Below are 16,958 nucleotides of genomic sequence, written 5' to 3'. Positions count from 1 at the left end.
ATATTATTTTTTGATTGACTAAAATGTCATGTTTACACCTAGGGTTAATGTTTTTCTGAACGGGTAGGCATCTACACCATTAGCTTCCGGATCTACATCAATAGGGTAGTCTTTTTGAAAAGTAAGGTAGTTTTCTGCTGCAAAATAGAACCTTAACTTGTTGAACGGTGTTTTGTCCAATACATCTGTAGGCAGTGAATACCCCAAAGTAACATTTCTTAATCTAAGGTAAGATGTATCCCATAACCAGAAAGAGTTGTTGTATACTGTAGATCTGCGTGTTTCAGCAGTTTCATAATATACAGCAGGCAATCTAGAGTTTCTGTTTTCAGGTGTCCATGCTTCGGTTAACCATGCTTTGTCCGTACCACCATCTTGTCTAAACGGGTCACGGGCAATATAGTTTTTAGTTCCTTCTACACCTTCCCAGAACATTCTAAAGTCTAGATTTTTGTAGTTTACCGAAAGATTAAGTCCGTATACAAAAGCAGGATATCTACCATCTATATGAATACGGTCATCTCCATCAATGACGCCATCATCGTTTTGATCTTTCAATTTAATGAAACCTACCTTACCTGGTTGCGGTTGTACAGCTGAACTTGCTATTTCTGCTTCATCTTGGAAATACCCATCAGACTCCCACATGTACCAATCTTCAAAGGCAAAACCTTCTTGGTTAATGTTTCTGTCCTGTATCTCTTGGTCTCCAAAAGTTTTTAAGCTGTTTTTAAACCAAGATACGTTTCCGTTTACACTGTAACGTAAGTCTTCGTTTATACTATTGTCATGGCCTATTACAATGTCCCAACCTTTATTGGTCATGGCACCTTGGTTAACTACGGGAGCATCTAATCCACTACTTTCATCAACTTGTAATTGTCTTAAAATATCTACAGTTTCTTTTACGTAGTAATCAGCAGAACCATATAGTTTTCTGTTGAAAAGATTAAAATCTACTCCAAAGTCAGTAACGGTTGTAGTTTCCCAGGTAATATCTGAGTCAACCAAACTTCTTAGACCAACTCCGGCAAGAACGCTGCTTCCAAAAGGATATCCGAACTGATCAAAAGATAAAGTAGATTGGTAAGGATATATACCTGAGTTTAATTCATCATCCTGTACGTCTATACCAATGTTTTGGTTACCTAATTGACCCCAAGAACCTCTAAGTTTTAATTCACTTACCGCTTCAATATCTTGAAAGAAATTTTCTTTATCCAATCTCCACCCAGCAGATACCGAAGGGAAAACACCCAGTCTGTTACCTTTGGCAAAACGAGAGCTAATATCGCCTCTTACGTTAGCCTCAATAAGATATTTCTCTTTATAGTTATAATTGGCTCTACCAAAGAAACTCTGAATAGCCCAGCTTTCAGAAAAACCTGTTGTAAATTGGTTTTCAGAATTCACACCTTCTAAATCAGTGATTTGTCTGTTTGGAATACCTGTTCTCTGCGACCTTGTGAAGTTACGGTCAAAACCTTCTTGACTATACCCACCTAAAACTTTAAAGTCATGATCGCCAATTAATTTTGAATACGTAAGTGTTGAGAACAACGTAGTTTGCTTGCTCCATGTATTGTCAATAGTTAATTGAGATTGGTCACGAGTAGTTCTAAGGTATTCGCCTGTTCTATAGTTATACTCGTCATATTGAATACGTTGATTTTTGTAGTAGTCATAATCAAACTTATAAGCTCCCTTCGTGCTCCAAACTAAATCGTCTGAAAGCTTAACATCAAAAAACAAGTTGCCATTAAAGTTATATTGATTTAAAACTTCACCGTCTTGAACTTCAAGTTCTGCAATAGGGTTGTTTCTGGTAAACCCCTCATCAAAACCTGGGAACTCTGGGTCTGTTCCAGAAAAAGCTTTCCCAGAATAGTGTCCTGTACCATCTAACGTATATACACCCCAAGTTGGTCTAACTCTAAATAAATTGAATAAACCAGATTCTGTACCAGCTTGTTGAGGACCACTAGTTTTAGAGGCAACACCAGATACGGTACCACCTACGGTAAGTTTTTCTCCTATATCCGATTTAACGCTCATAAAGAAGTTATTCTTCTTAAATCCTGAAGAACGAATGATTCCAGGTTGATCCCAGTTTCCCATAGAAATGTTATAGCTGGTAGCATCAATAGCGCCACTAGCTGTTACAACATGGCGTTGTACAATTGGTGTTCTAGAAGCTTCGTCAAACCAATTGGTATTAGGAAATGCAGGATTGCCTTGATTATTTCTATAAGCATCAATCAAATTTTGCGGATATGGATTTGCAGAAGCACCTGGCGTATTTATCAACGCTTGGTTCATTAAGGTCATATAATCTGCAGAATTAGATATCATCTGTGGAACCTTAGTAAAGGTTTCTGTTGATACGCTACCGTTATATTGAATTTGAAAACTGTTATTGCCACCAGTTTTAGTAGTAACTAGTATTACTCCATTTGCTGCTCTAGAACCATAAATGGCTGCAGAGGAAGCATCTTTTAGAACGGATATAGAACTAATAACAGATGGATCTAAATCCTGAAGGTTACCTTCTACACCATCTATTAATACTAAAGGAGAGTTGTTACTGCCAAAAGAGTTAAGACCGCGTATCTTGATGTTCAATCCTTCATTGCCCGGAGCACCGCTGTTCTGTGAGATTTGAAGACCAGCTGCTTGACCTTGAAGCGCTTGAAAGGCATTTTGAACGTTTCTATCTTCTAGAGCTTCTTCGTCTACGGCGGTTACTGAACCGGTCAGATTTACTCTTTTTTGTTGGCCATATCCTACTACAACCACTTCTTCTAGTTTACTTGCATCTTCGGCAAGGGAAACAGAAATTGTTGACTGTCCGTTCACAGGAATTTCTTGAGTAGAAAAGCCAATGTAACTAAATACCAAAGTGGCATCGCTAGAAGCCGAGATGGAATAGTTTCCGTCAAAATCTGTTTGTGTTCCAGTTGTGGTGCCTTTTACAAGTACGTTAGCACCGGGTAGGGGCATTCCTGTATCGTCAGAAACAGTACCATTAACTACGTCATCTTGAGCATGTAGTTGCACTGTAGCAAGCAGGAGTCCTAAAAAGGAAAGTCCAAGCCGTAGCAATAAGGGTTTTTTGATTGATTGTTTTTTGTGTTTCATAAGTTCATTTGAGAGTTTTGAGTTAATAAAGCGAATATAGTTTTAGAGCTGTTTAAGGTGTACAACAAATGGTTTCAAATAGGTAACATATGATTTTGTTGAAAATCTCTTGTGCCTGTATTTTTCACTTGCTTAGCTAGTTTTTTGAAAATAATATTATGGAGAAGTAAGCAAAGATATATGCTTGCAAATACTACATGTAGTTCTGAGTAAATGGAATGTATCTCTGCGTCCATCAACCGCTAATTTTGGGATGTGTTTTTATAGGTCGCTATTAAGCATCCGTGTGTTTTAGACTACAATTGCAATAAAAAAGTCTTATTTTAATAAAGTATGCTTTTAGCCTCTCTAATTAGATAGACCAAGCTTTCCCCCCTGATAATTCATCTAAATCACCACAGGCGATGTATTGCCCAGGAATGGAATCGTAAGCAAGCACTTGCTCACCAACATATTCTGTGCATTTATAACCCCAAATGGTCAGGTCGCGGATTTTTTTAGCAAAAGGAACCCCTTTAGCCTTTTTGTCGGTTAAGGCCTTCAGCATTTCAGGAGCAATGTCTTCTACGGTCAGGTCGCTAATATTTTCTTTTTTTGAACTTTCTAGAGCGTTTACAGCCAACTGGTTCAGGGTAGCCTTGAATTGATCTTGCTGATTGGGTGGCATCACCTCGTTCGCAAAACTGTCCAGAAAAACATGAACGTTAACTTCCGAAGCCGAGAGTGTATCTGTTTTTGGAAGTATACTATCTACAGTGCCGATTAGTATAACACCTTCGTCCGGAGTTAAAAATTGGGGTATCCATGTGGTGGTTTTACTATTGTTACAACTTTGTAAAACACTCATGAATGTCGGTACGGCTACTACGTAACCCATTGACATTCCTATTTGCATCAATGCTTTTCTTCTATCCATGATTATATATTTCCTTTTTTAAGTTCTTCTACTGCGTGATTGGCGGCTCTTGCTGAAAAGGCCATGTAGGTCAATGATGGGTTTACACAACTTGATGAAGCCATAAAGGCACCGTCGGTGACATAAACATTAGGTACTTCATGAACTTGATTATGACCGTTCAAGACCGAAGTTTTTGGGTCTCTACCCATACGGGCAGTTCCCATTTCGTGAATACCATGCCCAATATTATAAGAGCTGTTGTTGGTTTTGATATCTCTTGCTCCTGCTTTTTTCAACATTTCTGCTGCTTGAACCACGATGTCTTCACGCATTTTAAATTCATTGTCACGTATTTCGGCATCAAAAGTTACTGTTGGTAATCCCCAACCATCTAAATTGTCATAGTCTAATGTCATACGATTATCTTGATACGGTAGAATTTCACCAAAACCACCAACACCCATGGTCCAGCCACCAGGTTTTAGAATAGCTTCTTTAAGCTCGGCTCCCATGGCAAGTTCTGCAACAGAATCTTTCCAATTTTTACGGCTTGCACCTCCTTGGTATCCAAAGCCTCGTAAATAGTCTTTACTTTTTGATTTGATGTCAATATTCTTAAAACGGGGAATATAAACGCCACCAGGTCTTCGACCTTTATAATATTTATCATCAAAACCATCAAACTTGCCATTGGCCCCAGCGCCTAAATGGTGGTCCATTATGTTTCTCCCCAGTTGGTCAGAATCATTACCCATTCCGTTAGGAAAACGGTCAGATTTTGATTGCATAAGAATGGAAGCCGATGCAATGGCGGATGCACATAAGAAAATCACCTTTGCTTTAAATACAAATTCTTCTTTCGTTAAATGGTCAATAACCTTTACGCCTGTTGCTTTTTTGGTAGTAGGGTCATAAATAACCTCAGTTACAATAGAATCGGGTCTCAGGGTAAGATTTCCTGTGCGTTCTGCGGCAGGTAGCGTAGATGAGTTACTACTGAAGTAACCTCCAAACGGGCAACCTCTTGAACAACGATTCCTAAACTGACATTTGGTACGTCCTTCAAATTCTTTGTCGCCTGTTATGTGGGCTATCCTGCCAGAAGTAACTACTCTTCCATCTAAATTTTCGTAAACCTGGTCTCTAAAATGTTGTTCTACACAATTCAAATCCATCATGGGTAAAAACTGTCCATCTGGTAATTGGCTCAGTCCCATTTTTTCACCTGAAACCCCAATATAGGTCTCTACCTTATCATACCAAGGAGCAATATCCTTGTAGCGAACAGGCCAATCAACACCATGGCCATCAATATTATTTGCTTCAAAATCAATTTCACTCCAACGGTAACTATGGCGCCCCCAAGTTATTGAACGTCCGCCAACATGGTAACCACGCATCCAGTTAAAGGGTTTGGTTTCATTATAGGGGTGTTCTATATCGTTCACGAACCACTTATAGGAATCTGCGCTTTTTCCCTTATTCGTTCTACTTTGTTTAGGTCTTTTGGCTTTTTCTTCAATAGAAAGCTCCATACCATGCTTAAAGTCCCAATCATCCATATGGGCGGTAGTGTAATCTTTAATGTGCTCCACCATTCGTCCCCTTTCGAGCATTAGGGTTTTTAATCCGTTTTCACACAATTCTTTGGCAGCCCAGCCTCCGCTGACCCCTGTACCTACGACAATGGCATCATAGGAACTTTGCTCATCATTAAAATAAAATTTGCTCATTTTTTATATTTTGAAAATAGGTTTGATTGTTTTTTTATTCGAATTGGATGTGTAAGACATAAGCGGCCTTGCAAAGTTTTGTGCCGTTAAAGAAGATGGTAAGTCCTTTGCCAGTTTGTTTCCACTTCATACTGTTTTTACCGCTTATGAATTCTACAGATATTATTTTTTTTTGATGGTATTGGAACGCCAGTTGTGGAGTTCGGCCAGAAACACTTTTTTTACAGAAGCATATTCGGGATTATCGGCTACATTGAATACCTCATATGTGTCATTTTGTAGGTCATATAGCCCAATTTCGAGTTTTATGGGAGCAAAAAATGCGGCTTGTTCAGGAATAAGTTTTTCTTTAAGATATAGGACACTCATTTCGGTTAGTTGGCCCACGTAAGGTGTATAGATTCCCTTTGTGCCATAGCAGGATAAATCTGGACTCCAATCTTCAGTTGCAATCCATGGGATATTCGGATGGGTAATAACTGTCTGTGCTTTTTCTTTTATAGAACTATGTGCATAGGAGGAAAGCATAAAGGAGCAGATGCATAAAAAGGGGAGACCAAGCTTTTTAACCGACTGAATCATAAAGGTTGTATATTAAATCTGATATCAAATAAAACCTAAATTCAGTTAATTCATGTATGTGTCTGTTTATGCAATGTCTCTCTCTGTAAATTAGGAGCCCATTCAAGAATGAGTAAAAACGGTTCGTGAAACGTTCACCTAAATAAGGATGTTCCATTCTGTGGGGAGTTCTCTTTTAACTGCCATTTCGCAGGCTTTCTTTTTTTATTTTCCTGCTGCGTGTTTTGTTGTGCCTGAATTGATGAAAGATCGAGAATTACTAAGGCAAGGAGAAGGTGACTAAATTGCAATTATAATAGGTGCTATTATTTCATCAATTTTTGAATATCGGTATCAAGTGCTTTGAACATTAGTAAGTGCCCCTCTGCATTGGGGTGTAGATAATCAGGCATAAGTTCCTTGTTGACCTTTCCATTCTCATCAAGATATTCAGAGCTGATATTAATATAGTGGATTTTCGAATTTTTTTCTGGGAAGGAAGAAATCAGTTCGTTCGTTGCTTTGTTTAGGTTATCTCTGTGATTGGGTTTATAACCATAAGGAAGAATACCCATGAGTAGAATTTCGGTATTCGGTAGTTTTTGGGTCAGTAGACTACATATTTTGAAAATACCAGCCGCCAGTTCTTCTGGGGTACTTATGTTTAAATAATGGTTTCCGTCCGTATTGTTTGTGCCAATTAAGACAATGGCCACTTTAGGATTAATACCTTCTAAGGTGCCATTTTCAATACGCCATATGACATTCTCGGTACGGTCACCGCTAATGCCCATATCTACGGTCTGGTATTTGTCTAGGTATTTGGTCCAAACCTCTTTTCGGTCTTCCTCTTCCAAAGTGTGAAAAATGGAGTTACCCACTAAAATTACTTCGGGGTTAGATTTAAGTCGACTTATAATAGTCTCGTGCCGTTTGTTCCACCATTCACCTTCTAGTTGAACGGATTGGGCTGCTAGGTTTTCCTTTGGTGAGCTAAGTTTTGCGCTAGAGCATGATACCAGTAAACAGGTGAGTAAAAGGAGTACGGTATAACTGATTTTGATTTTTTTAAGCATGATATTTCAATTTGGATTTAGACTTTCTTTTGTATCGGGCCAATACCGTTTTTTTACCGTTAAAACCAACATCGGTGTAACCGAGGTCGTCTACAAGGACAAAAAAGCAAGAAAGTATACAGGATGTTTTTTTGAAATTTTGTACCTAGCATTTATTCTGTTTTTTTTGTGTACTTAAGAGGTGCTATACGTTTGCCTGTTTTGTAATCTAGTCGTTTTCCATAATAGATATAATTATCAAAAACCTCTCCTTTGCCTAGAGTTCTAGGGTCGCCCTGTGCTATTAGTTCGGTTTCCATTTGAGTGCGAAGCTTTGCAATGATATTACTGTACTCAGGTTTAGTAGCCAAATTATTGATGCAATGAGGGTCCTTTTGAATGTTATACAGTTCGATTTCCGGTTTTTTATCAAAATTCATCTCAAAGAAATGATATTCTTCATCATCTGGTTGTATGGCGGTGATATAGCTTTTTGTAGGTGAACCATCTGTATTCATAAAACCATATTCAGGATTGCCAACTGGCCACCGTTCAGGTTGAATGTTATGCACATATAGCAGGGAATCATTTCTAATGGCCCGAACGGGATAAGCAAGGTCAATACCATCTTCATTTGCACGTCCTACATCATGACGCTCTTTACCCAAAAGGACATGGTTTCGGGCTGTATCAATTCTACCTGATTCGGAAGTAAAAAGTTGTTTTGTGATACTGCTTCCGGTCATTTGTTGATGAGGAGTTTCTCCAGCTACTTCCATAAACGTGGGTGCAAAATCAGAAAAGCTAACGAAATCGTTCACGGTTCGACCAGAAATAATCTTTCCTTTCCAATACGCAATAAGGGGTATATGAAAGCCTTCTTCATAAATCTGCCCTTTTACCCTTGGGAAAGGCATACCGTGATCGGAAGTTATAATTACCAAGGTGTTCTTTAATAATCCTTTTTTATCGAGGGCTTTAATTGCTTTGCCAACATGGGTATCAAACCATTCTATTTCGTTCGCATAATCTAATAAATCGCCACGTACAATTTCATTGTCAGGATAGAAAGGCGGTACATCTGCTTCCTCTAGCTTTCGTCCTGCTTTTTTCCATGAATCCAATTCGTAAAAACGATGCGGTTCTTTTGCGCCTAACCAAAAACAAAACGGAGTGTCTTTAGGATTATCGTTCAGAAAAACCTCAAAATTTGCAGCATAATCAATATCGGAAATACCTTTGTATGGTGGCTCAAGCCTAATTTCATTGTGTTCTGGGCCTGCAGGGTTGTCTTTGGTATCATAAACCCCGGGTCCCCAACCTTTGCCGGTATACCCTACGCGATAGCCCTTTTGGGCCAATAACTGCGGATAGGTTTTGAATTCTAGCGGAAAGCGACCATTATGGTCTGCGGCTTCCTTAAGCTGCCAACTATACTTGCCCGTTAAAATACAGGCACGTGCAGGAGAGCATTTAGGATTGCCATTGTATGCATTTTGAAACACGACGCCTTCTTTAGCCAAATTGTCTATTGCCGATGTGTTGATAAATGTATCACCATAGGCATCAAAACTTTTCATAGAGGCGTCATCTGCAATACAGAACAGAATATTTGGACGCTCTGCTTCTGCAATAGGTTTCTTATCAGTTAGATTTGTCAAAAGAGTCAGCATCCCAACGAGACCGAATTTCAGAATGGATTGAAAAATTTGAAAAGCATATGTGATCATAATCCTGATTTTTTGATACTAGTGATTTGATTTTTTTGATTATAACTCTTTGTAAAAAATAAGTTATGCCTTTTGTCACTAAGTTCAAAGGTATTTTTCAGGAGGAGAATGATGTATCTATACGTACAAAATATGTATTCTTCAATTCACAAGTGAACTTAAATACATATTGTCGAATATGCTAAGAACTAATAAAAGGTTCTTTTAAAAAGAATTACTGTCTTTACTCTGAGCTGTATACTTACCTGGAGTAGTATGATACATTTCTTTAAAGAGTTTGCTAAAATGAGTTCGGCTTTTAAAACCGGTCATAGTATACACTTCGTTGACCGATAATTCCGGTTGTTCTACCAACAGTTCTGCTGCCTTCTTTAGACGGTACATTTTTAGCATTTCAAACGGGGTATTGTCTGTTAATGCTTTTACTTTTTGATAGAAATGGGTACGATTAAGATAAAGTTGACGTGCAAATTGGTCCATATCTAGGTTTTGATTATCTAGATTTTGAGCCATTAGATGATATAGCTTTTCAAGAAATGCGTTGTCATTTCTAATGTTGAGGTTATTGTCCTTTGTAAGTGGAGTACCAATTTTAAAACGTTCCCGTAAGCGTTTTTTGTTATCCAATAAAGCTTCGGTACGGGCTACCAGTTGGCGTGCGTCAAACGGTTTTTTAATGTAGGCATCAGCTCCATCTTTAATACCTTGAATCTGATTTTCTATATCGTTTAGTGCGGTAAGTAAAATTACTGGAATATGGCTTGTTTTTATATCGGCTTTAATACGTTTGCAAAGTTCAAGTCCGTTCATAACGGGCATTTGAATATCGCTGATAATTAAATCTGGCCACTGGTCTTCCATGGCGTCTAGACACTCCCTGCCATTAGAAAATATTTTTACCTTAAAGAATTTTGTAAGTACTTTTGAGACATAAAGCCGCATATCCAGTACATCTTCCACATAGAAAATAAGATTGTCCGAGTAATCGCCACTCGTCTGTATTTTAGAAATTTCTGTTTTTGCTATGGTTGTTTCTGCGCTAGCAACTTCATTTTCGGCAGATATGATGGCTTTCTCTTTTTTAGCCTGGTCATCTGTAGATTCTTTTTTGACCACAGGTAAGCGTACGGTTATTGTGGTGCCAACACCTATCTCGCTAAAAGCTTCTAAATAGCCATAATGCATTTCTACCAATTTTTTTGAAAAAGCAAGACCTATGCCAGAGCCTGTAGAATGTACACTTTCCCTTTTTCGGGACTGGTAAAATCTTTCAAAAATATGCGGTAGGTCATCATCATCAATTCCTCTTCCTGTATCCGTAACGGAAACCAGAAGGTCTTTATCCTCACTAATAAACTTTATAGTAATAATATCATTGGCGCCGGTATATTTAAACGCATTACTTAATAAGTTGTTGAATATTTTTTCCAGCTTATCGCGATCTGCAGATACAACAATGTTGGAGTCGTCAGAAATGACCTGTAATCTCTTATGACTATTATAGGCTAAGTAATGAAAATCAGGTACAATAGTTTCTATAAATTCATTAAAATAGAATCTGGAATAATCCATCTCCATTAAATTGGCATCCACACGTTCAAAATCATGAATCTGATCTATAAGTCGGCCTATTTTTTTAGACTGCCTAGCAACAATGTTCAGTTTTTCTTGTGAATCAATATTGTCTTTATAACGTTCCGATAAAAGCTTTATCGGACTGGATATAAGGTTGACCGGTGTTTTTAATTCATGGGAAATGTTGGCAAAAAAGCGAAGTTTGGCAGCATTAACTTCTTTAACTTTATCTTTTTCTATTTGCTCTAATTGAATATTATAGCGTAAAGACTGGTTCTTTATAATATAAAACAGAATGGTACCTAATATTAAAATTGTTAGTAGAGCATAAATCACATATGCTAAAGGGGTTTTCCAAAACGGAGGGGAAATAACAATACTTAATGTTTTGGGTTTCGTCCACTCACCAATAGAGTTTGATGCGGCCACTTCAAGCGAATACTTTCCTGGTTGTAGACCATTATAGTTTATCATTCGTTGGTCAGACGTAGTCTGCAACCAATTTTGATCTATTGGCAATAGCCTGTATTTTAAAAAATGATTTTCAGGTGATGCAAAGTGTAGCGATAATGCTTCTACCGTAAAAACGTTCTCGTTATATTTTAAGTTTAAGGTTTGACCGTTATGAAGTCGTTTAGAAAATAAAACCCTTTTGTTGATTGTATCTTGAGGGAGCACTGTTTTATTGAAAATCTTAAAGTCACCAAAGTGCAAAACAGGTAAGGCTTCTGCATCTTTTATAGAGTGGGGCTTAAAAAAAGAGAAGCCTTCAAGACCGGCCAATACCAAATTGCCATTATTCAGGTAGCTCGAAGCATACCAGAAATCTTCAAAAGGTAAACCGTCTTCTATTCCGAATTTCCTGAACTTTTTCTCTTTAGGATAAAATTTATTCAAGCCAATATTGGTGGCAATCCAAAGGTTACCTGCGTTGTCAATATTTATGCTCTTTACAACATTATTGGATAGCCCGTCCTTTTCGGAATATGGAATGAATAGAGGTTCATTCTCACTATTTTCAACTTTACAGATTCCGGCGCCTTCTGTTCCTATCCATAAATTCCCATCTGGTGTTCTGATTATGGCCGAAACAAAATTATTGGGTAGACCACCCTTTTTCTTGTCCATCCGGAGATGCTTGACTTTTGCGTTTTTCAGTAAGGGCTCGTCTTTAATGTTTACTCTAAAGAGACCATCTTCTGCTGTACCTACCCAAATAAAATCATGCTCTGGGTCTGCATATATATAACGGGCCAGAGTTATTTTAAAATTTTTAAAATAAGGGTTGTCGTTCAGGGCTTCTATACTGGTGACCAAGCCTTCTTTATCTACAGATAATTTATAGACCCCTACTTTTGTGCTTAACCAAATGTTTCCCTTTTTGTCTTCTGTTATTTTGTAAGACTCTACTTGTGAAAATTCAGGCAAAGAACTAGTATCAATGAATTGCGGCTTGTCTTCATCAGGATTTAATCTAAAGTAACCCACTTTGGCTACTTTCATCCATGTTCTTTTTTTAGAATCTACGTAAACGGAAGAAATTTGAGACTCATATTTTTCGTCAAATGTAAAGGGTAGAGGTTCAAATCTACCTTCGTTTGTATTAAAAAGTGCAAGACCTCCTTGATTTTTTGTCAGGTATACGTTCTGGTCATCTAAAGCCGATATTTGAATAAGATGCCTATCACTTACTCCAAATTCAAAAGGACTCTTTCCTCTAAATTCTTTAAATGGATTTTTTTTAAGATCAAATCTAAAAAGGCCTTTATCATATGAGCCAATCCAAAATCTATTATTTGATGTCCTGTGAAAACAGCTGATACGAAGTTGTTTGCTACCAAATTTAAATACCGAATAATCAATGTCTGAATCGCTGTAAAGACTTTTAATATCATTAATGCGGACTGCACCGTTATTCAATGTTCCTAACCAAAGATTATTATGGTGGTCAAATCCCGAACTATTGAAATTTTTCGAGGGTAGAAGATTTCTTTTAATTATCTGATAATCATAACCTTCATCCATTTTAGAATAAGATAGGATAGTAATCCCTTTTTCTAAGGTAATCAGAAAAGTAGTAGTATCAACACGCATTACCGACAGGCAATTGTTTATTTCGTTAGAAAGTATTTTAGTGAATTGCAGATCTTTTAAATTAAATGAAAGTAGACCAACGGAAGTAGCATACAGATAGGTACTGTCATCTATGAATAATGATTTGTAGAATTCAACGGCCCCATTTCTATAAAATGCGGTGGGTGAATATTCTTCCTTTAAAGTATAATCTTCGTTGAAAACTAAAATGCCATATTTTTCCGTGGCACAGAAAATTATTTCTTCCTTTTTATTGATGATGATATCTCTAACAACAGGTCCTTTAACTCCTTTTTTGGCGAGTTGATTAGAATAGATGTTCGTGAATTTTTCTAAGTTGTAGTCGTATATAGATATCCCCTCATCAGTACCGATCCAGATATTTCCGTTGGAATCTTCTTTAAGTGACCTAATACGATTACTCACAAAAACATCATCCTTTAGGGTGTTTTTGAAGGTTTTAAATTCATATCCATCATAACGGTTCAGACCTTCAAAAGTACCTACCCAAATGTAACCTCTTGAATCTTCAAGAATGGAGGTTACCCCATTATGCGCTAAACCATTGGAAATCGTATAGTTTTGTGAGAACTCAAGATCGCTTTCTTGTGCGGAAAGGCACAGAAAGAAGAGTAGGCATGCAAGTATGGCGTAAACTTTTTTGGACATAAAACCAGAAACCGATTTAGTATCTATGGAATATTTGAAATAAGATTTCAATGTAGTAAAAATACTGTAGTTGATATTTAGCCAGCTCTTTATTCCTGGTTTGTTTGAGCTAAACTCATAAGTGCAAGTATATAGATCTTTTTTTGAAAACCTACTTTAAGTTTGATTTTCATTTTCCAGAGCTACTTAAATAAGGTGTCTTTTAAGTTTAGGACAGTTTCTCCTTTAGCACATTCTCCATATAATCCATATGATTCAATGCTTTTTGAGTAAAATTATAAAGGCTGAGGCTACGATCTAAATTTTGGTTTTCATAAGCAACTTTATAATAGACATTATTATTTAGATAATCTGTTAAAGCTCGTATACCGTGTAAGAAGGGCATGAGAACGGCACCCCAAGACAACGTTTCAATTTCAGACTTGGTTAAGAAAGAGCTGTTAACGGCAAGGCCATCTATAAAGCCTTCAAATAAATCCTTGTCAAAAATAATTTTACTGTGGTCTTGTTCGTCTTCTGCAGCTGTATTTGCTATAGTACGTACCGCATCGCCAAAATCGTAAAGAAAATAGCCTTTCATAAGTGTGTCCAAATCAATTAGACATAGTGCCTTATTGGTCTCTTTTGAGAAGAGAATGTTATTTAATTTAGTATCGTTATGGCAAACTCTAATGGGTAATTCTTTTAAATTTAAAGCGTTAAGCTTTTCTAAAATTTCATTAGTAAAAACAATGGCCTTTTTTGCAACTTCCAATTTCTCCGGAGCAGCAGTTTTAAGGGCGGATTTAAATTGTTCTTGACGCAAGGTTATATCATGAAAACGAGGAATAGTATCTACGTAATCGTCTAGATTAGCTTCTTGTAAAAGCGAATTGAACTTGGAGATGATTCTTCCCGCTTCAAAAGCAATCTTGGTGTTCTCAGTGGTATTGTATGCCGTGCTACCATCAATAAACGTCATAAGTCGCCAATGGTCCCCAGTAGGAGAAATATAGTGGCTCTGTCCCGTTTTTGGAGATACTAAGGTTATTTTACTGTAATCGTTATCCTCTAAATATTTAAAGGCTTGTTGTATGTTGTTCATCAACCCTTCTACATCTGTAAAGACAAGGTGATTTACACGTTGTAATATGTATAGTGGAGTAGAACCGTCATATATCAAAAAAGTATCATTGATCAAACCGTCCGTTAACGGTTTGATCAAGTACTTTATTTGGGGCATAGAAAATTGCCCTAACAGTTCGTTAAGTTGTTCGTTAGAATACTTACTCATTATTGTTTTGGCCAAAGAGGAGAAGGGTATTTACCCGCATCGGTTTTTTCTTGCAAGTCAGCTACGGCCTTTTCTCTATCGCTAGCATATGTTACACCAAACCAATCACCACCTGATGGTACAACTTTTACTTTTATTTCTTTAGCCTGTAACATCTCTTGAACCATTTTAGGAATATAAAGTTCACTGGTTACGGCTAAATTATCGTCAGCTAAAAATTTTCTGAACTCACTTTCAATTTTATCAAAAATAGAAGGTTGGCATACCCAGAAGTTCATGCTTACCTGCTCTTCGCCTGTGTATTCATTACCAGAATCAAGATCAAGTACTTTACCGTCTTTTGGTTCAAGTTTTAGGCGTTCATCAACAGAAACCAAATCGTCACCACTTACTTGGCAAACCCCTCTAGATACAGAACCATGTTCTGACAAAGTGTTTTTTAAAGTGTACCCAACAAGGGCAAAAGTATCATCGTTATTATGCTCACGTGCAAAATCAGCTGCGTTTGCGTAGGCAGATTGTCCGTAAAAATCATCAGCATTCAATACGGCAAAAGGACCATTAATTACGTTTCTAGCTGTCCAGACTGCATGTGCAGTACCCCAAGGTTTTTTACGATCACCTGAAAAAGAACATCCTTCCGGTAAATCCGTAATTTCTTGAGCCAAAACATCTAGCTTGATGTTGGCTGGTATTCTTGGTCTCAAATGGTCTTCCGCCAAAGAAACATTTTCCTTTTTAGTAATAAGAACAATATGGTCAAAACCATTTTTCAGGGCATCGTAAATACCGAACTCCATTAAGAATTCGCCGTTAGGGCCTAAATCGTCAAATTGTTTCAGTTTTCCGTATCTGCTACCGCTACCAGCGGCCATTAATAATAAGGTCATGTCTTTAAGTTTTTTAGAGTGCCGCTAAAATAAGGTTTTCACATGAAAACTTGTAGGTCATTTCTATTTACATAACAATTTTTTGACATGTTGTTGATTGCGAGCTACACTTATATCTACAGATAAGAAATGTTAGATTTTGTATAAAAACTAAGGTGGAATGCGATGTGGAAGGTTTAAATATTATCAATTGAGTAGAGCAACAATCTAAAATAACTCTAGCTACGAAGTTGGTTGCTGGATATATTGGAATCAATTTGCAAGTCGGTTTTGAGCTTCCTTAAGGATTTCAATTACACGTGCCTTTAGGCTTTTAGGTTCTATAATTTCTGCATAATCACCAAACATTACATACCATCTAGGAAAGCCATTCTCCATATCCGAAGTCATAAAGGTCATGAGAACCTTATCTTCTTTGATTTCTTCGGAAACAAACCCATATTGTTTTCTTCCTATAGAGATGTAACGGGCAATACTTTTATCAACAGAAATTATAATTTTGGTCTTTTCTCTCTCCGGTTGTTTATTCAGATGCTCGTCTAATAAACCATGCTCAAGAGTAAAAGGTTCGTCGCTTCTGGAAATCCTTAACATTCTATCCGTTCTAAATTGTCTGTAATCATTCCTGACATGACAATAGCCCAGTACATACCAAAAGTTATTCTCATGAAAAAGTCCCACAGGTTCAATAAAGCGGTCAGACGGTTTTTCCGAATTTAGGGAGTGATATTTTAGGAACACTTGTTTTTTATCCGCTATACTTTCAAATAGAATCTCCAGTGCGTTGGGTATATTTTCATCAAAAGGTGTTTGAGATGGGTCTATTAAAACCTGAGCTTCCAAAGTTGAAATCCAATCCTTTTCCTTTCCCCTTAAAACCGACTTTACCTTATACATAGCAGATTTGTGGTGAGAACCTAAAGAAGTATCGGTAAATTTTTCCATCAACTTTTCTGCGGCAACAAAGCTACAGGCTTCCTCCTTGGTAAACATAACAGGAGGTAAACGGTACCCTTCCATAATGGAATACCCCACGCCGGCCTCACTGATAATTGGCACGCCCGATGCTTCCAATGAGCGAATGTCTCTATAAATCGTACGCAGACTAACCTCAAAACGATCAGCCAATTCTTGTGCTTTTACTATGCGTTTTGATTGCAATTGAATTAATATAGCAACTATGCGGTCAAATCTGTTAATGGTGTCCAAGCCCATAAGAGTGCGGTATATATTCCAAAGATAAAACTTCAGAGACTGACCTGAAAAATATCGGAATTTCATTTTTTTTTAGCTGTTAACGTAACTTATGTACACTTTGCGAAAACAAAGAAAAAGACGAAAG

10 protein-coding genes are annotated in these 16,958 nt (G+C 37.3%); all 10 read right to left on the bottom strand.

The features are described 5' to 3' along the window. Window positions 1-18 precede the first annotated feature (18 nt). The 10 genes from IWB64_RS03725 to IWB64_RS03680 all read right to left on the bottom strand — a co-directional run bounded on the left by IWB64_RS03725 (window position 19) and on the right by IWB64_RS03680 (window position 16,831). Entirely contained in the window at window positions 19-3,138 is a 3,120-nt protein-coding gene (locus tag IWB64_RS03725) for a SusC/RagA family TonB-linked outer membrane protein (RefSeq protein WP_194532732.1), read from the bottom strand. A 352-nt stretch (window positions 3,139-3,490) separates the two neighbouring features. After that, a complete protein-coding gene (locus tag IWB64_RS03720) occupies window positions 3,491-4,054 on the bottom strand; it encodes a gluconate 2-dehydrogenase subunit 3 family protein (RefSeq protein ID WP_194532731.1) in 564 nt (187 codons plus the stop codon). Between the two features lie 2 nt (window positions 4,055-4,056). Then, entirely contained in the window at window positions 4,057-5,769 is a 1,713-nt protein-coding gene (locus IWB64_RS03715; protein ID WP_194532730.1) for a GMC oxidoreductase, read from the bottom strand. A gap of 162 nt (window positions 5,770-5,931) precedes the next feature. After that, a complete protein-coding gene (locus IWB64_RS03710) occupies window positions 5,932-6,351 on the bottom strand; it encodes a hypothetical protein (RefSeq protein ID WP_194532729.1) in 420 nt (139 codons plus the stop codon). A gap of 305 nt (window positions 6,352-6,656) precedes the next feature. Beyond that, on the bottom strand, window positions 6,657-7,406 hold the full coding sequence (locus IWB64_RS03705) for a GDSL-type esterase/lipase family protein (protein ID WP_194532728.1): 750 nt from the start codon (window positions 7,404-7,406) through the stop codon (window positions 6,657-6,659). A 152-nt stretch (window positions 7,407-7,558) separates the two neighbouring features. After that, complete coding sequence (locus IWB64_RS03700) at window positions 7,559-9,115, bottom strand: sulfatase family protein (RefSeq protein WP_226975800.1); 1,557 nt, start codon at window positions 9,113-9,115, stop codon at window positions 7,559-7,561. A gap of 204 nt (window positions 9,116-9,319) precedes the next feature. Next, a complete protein-coding gene (locus IWB64_RS03695) occupies window positions 9,320-13,453 on the bottom strand; it encodes a hybrid sensor histidine kinase/response regulator transcription factor (RefSeq protein ID WP_194532727.1) in 4,134 nt (1,377 codons plus the stop codon). 208 nt (window positions 13,454-13,661) lie between these two features. Continuing rightward, complete coding sequence (locus IWB64_RS03690; protein ID WP_194532726.1) at window positions 13,662-14,726, bottom strand: phosphotransferase enzyme family protein; 1,065 nt, start codon at window positions 14,724-14,726, stop codon at window positions 13,662-13,664. Next, window positions 14,726-15,616: a nucleotidyltransferase family protein gene (locus IWB64_RS03685; protein WP_194532725.1), complete on the bottom strand. Its 891-nt coding sequence runs from the start codon at window positions 15,614-15,616 to the stop codon at window positions 14,726-14,728. The genes IWB64_RS03690 and IWB64_RS03685 overlap by 1 nt, the downstream gene beginning before the upstream one ends. A gap of 252 nt (window positions 15,617-15,868) precedes the next feature. Beyond that, the gene (locus IWB64_RS03680; RefSeq protein WP_194535797.1) at window positions 15,869-16,831 is read right to left on the bottom strand and encodes a helix-turn-helix transcriptional regulator; all 963 of its coding nucleotides are present in this window, start codon (window positions 16,829-16,831) and stop codon (window positions 15,869-15,871) included. Between the last annotated feature and the right edge of the window lie 127 nt (window positions 16,832-16,958).

It is taken from the genome of Zobellia nedashkovskayae (genome assembly GCF_015330125.1).
GTDB lineage: Bacteria > Bacteroidota > Bacteroidia > Flavobacteriales > Flavobacteriaceae > Zobellia > Zobellia nedashkovskayae.
The sequence above is the reverse complement of the archived record's forward strand: the minus strand, read 5'-3'. Positions and strand labels throughout refer to the sequence as shown.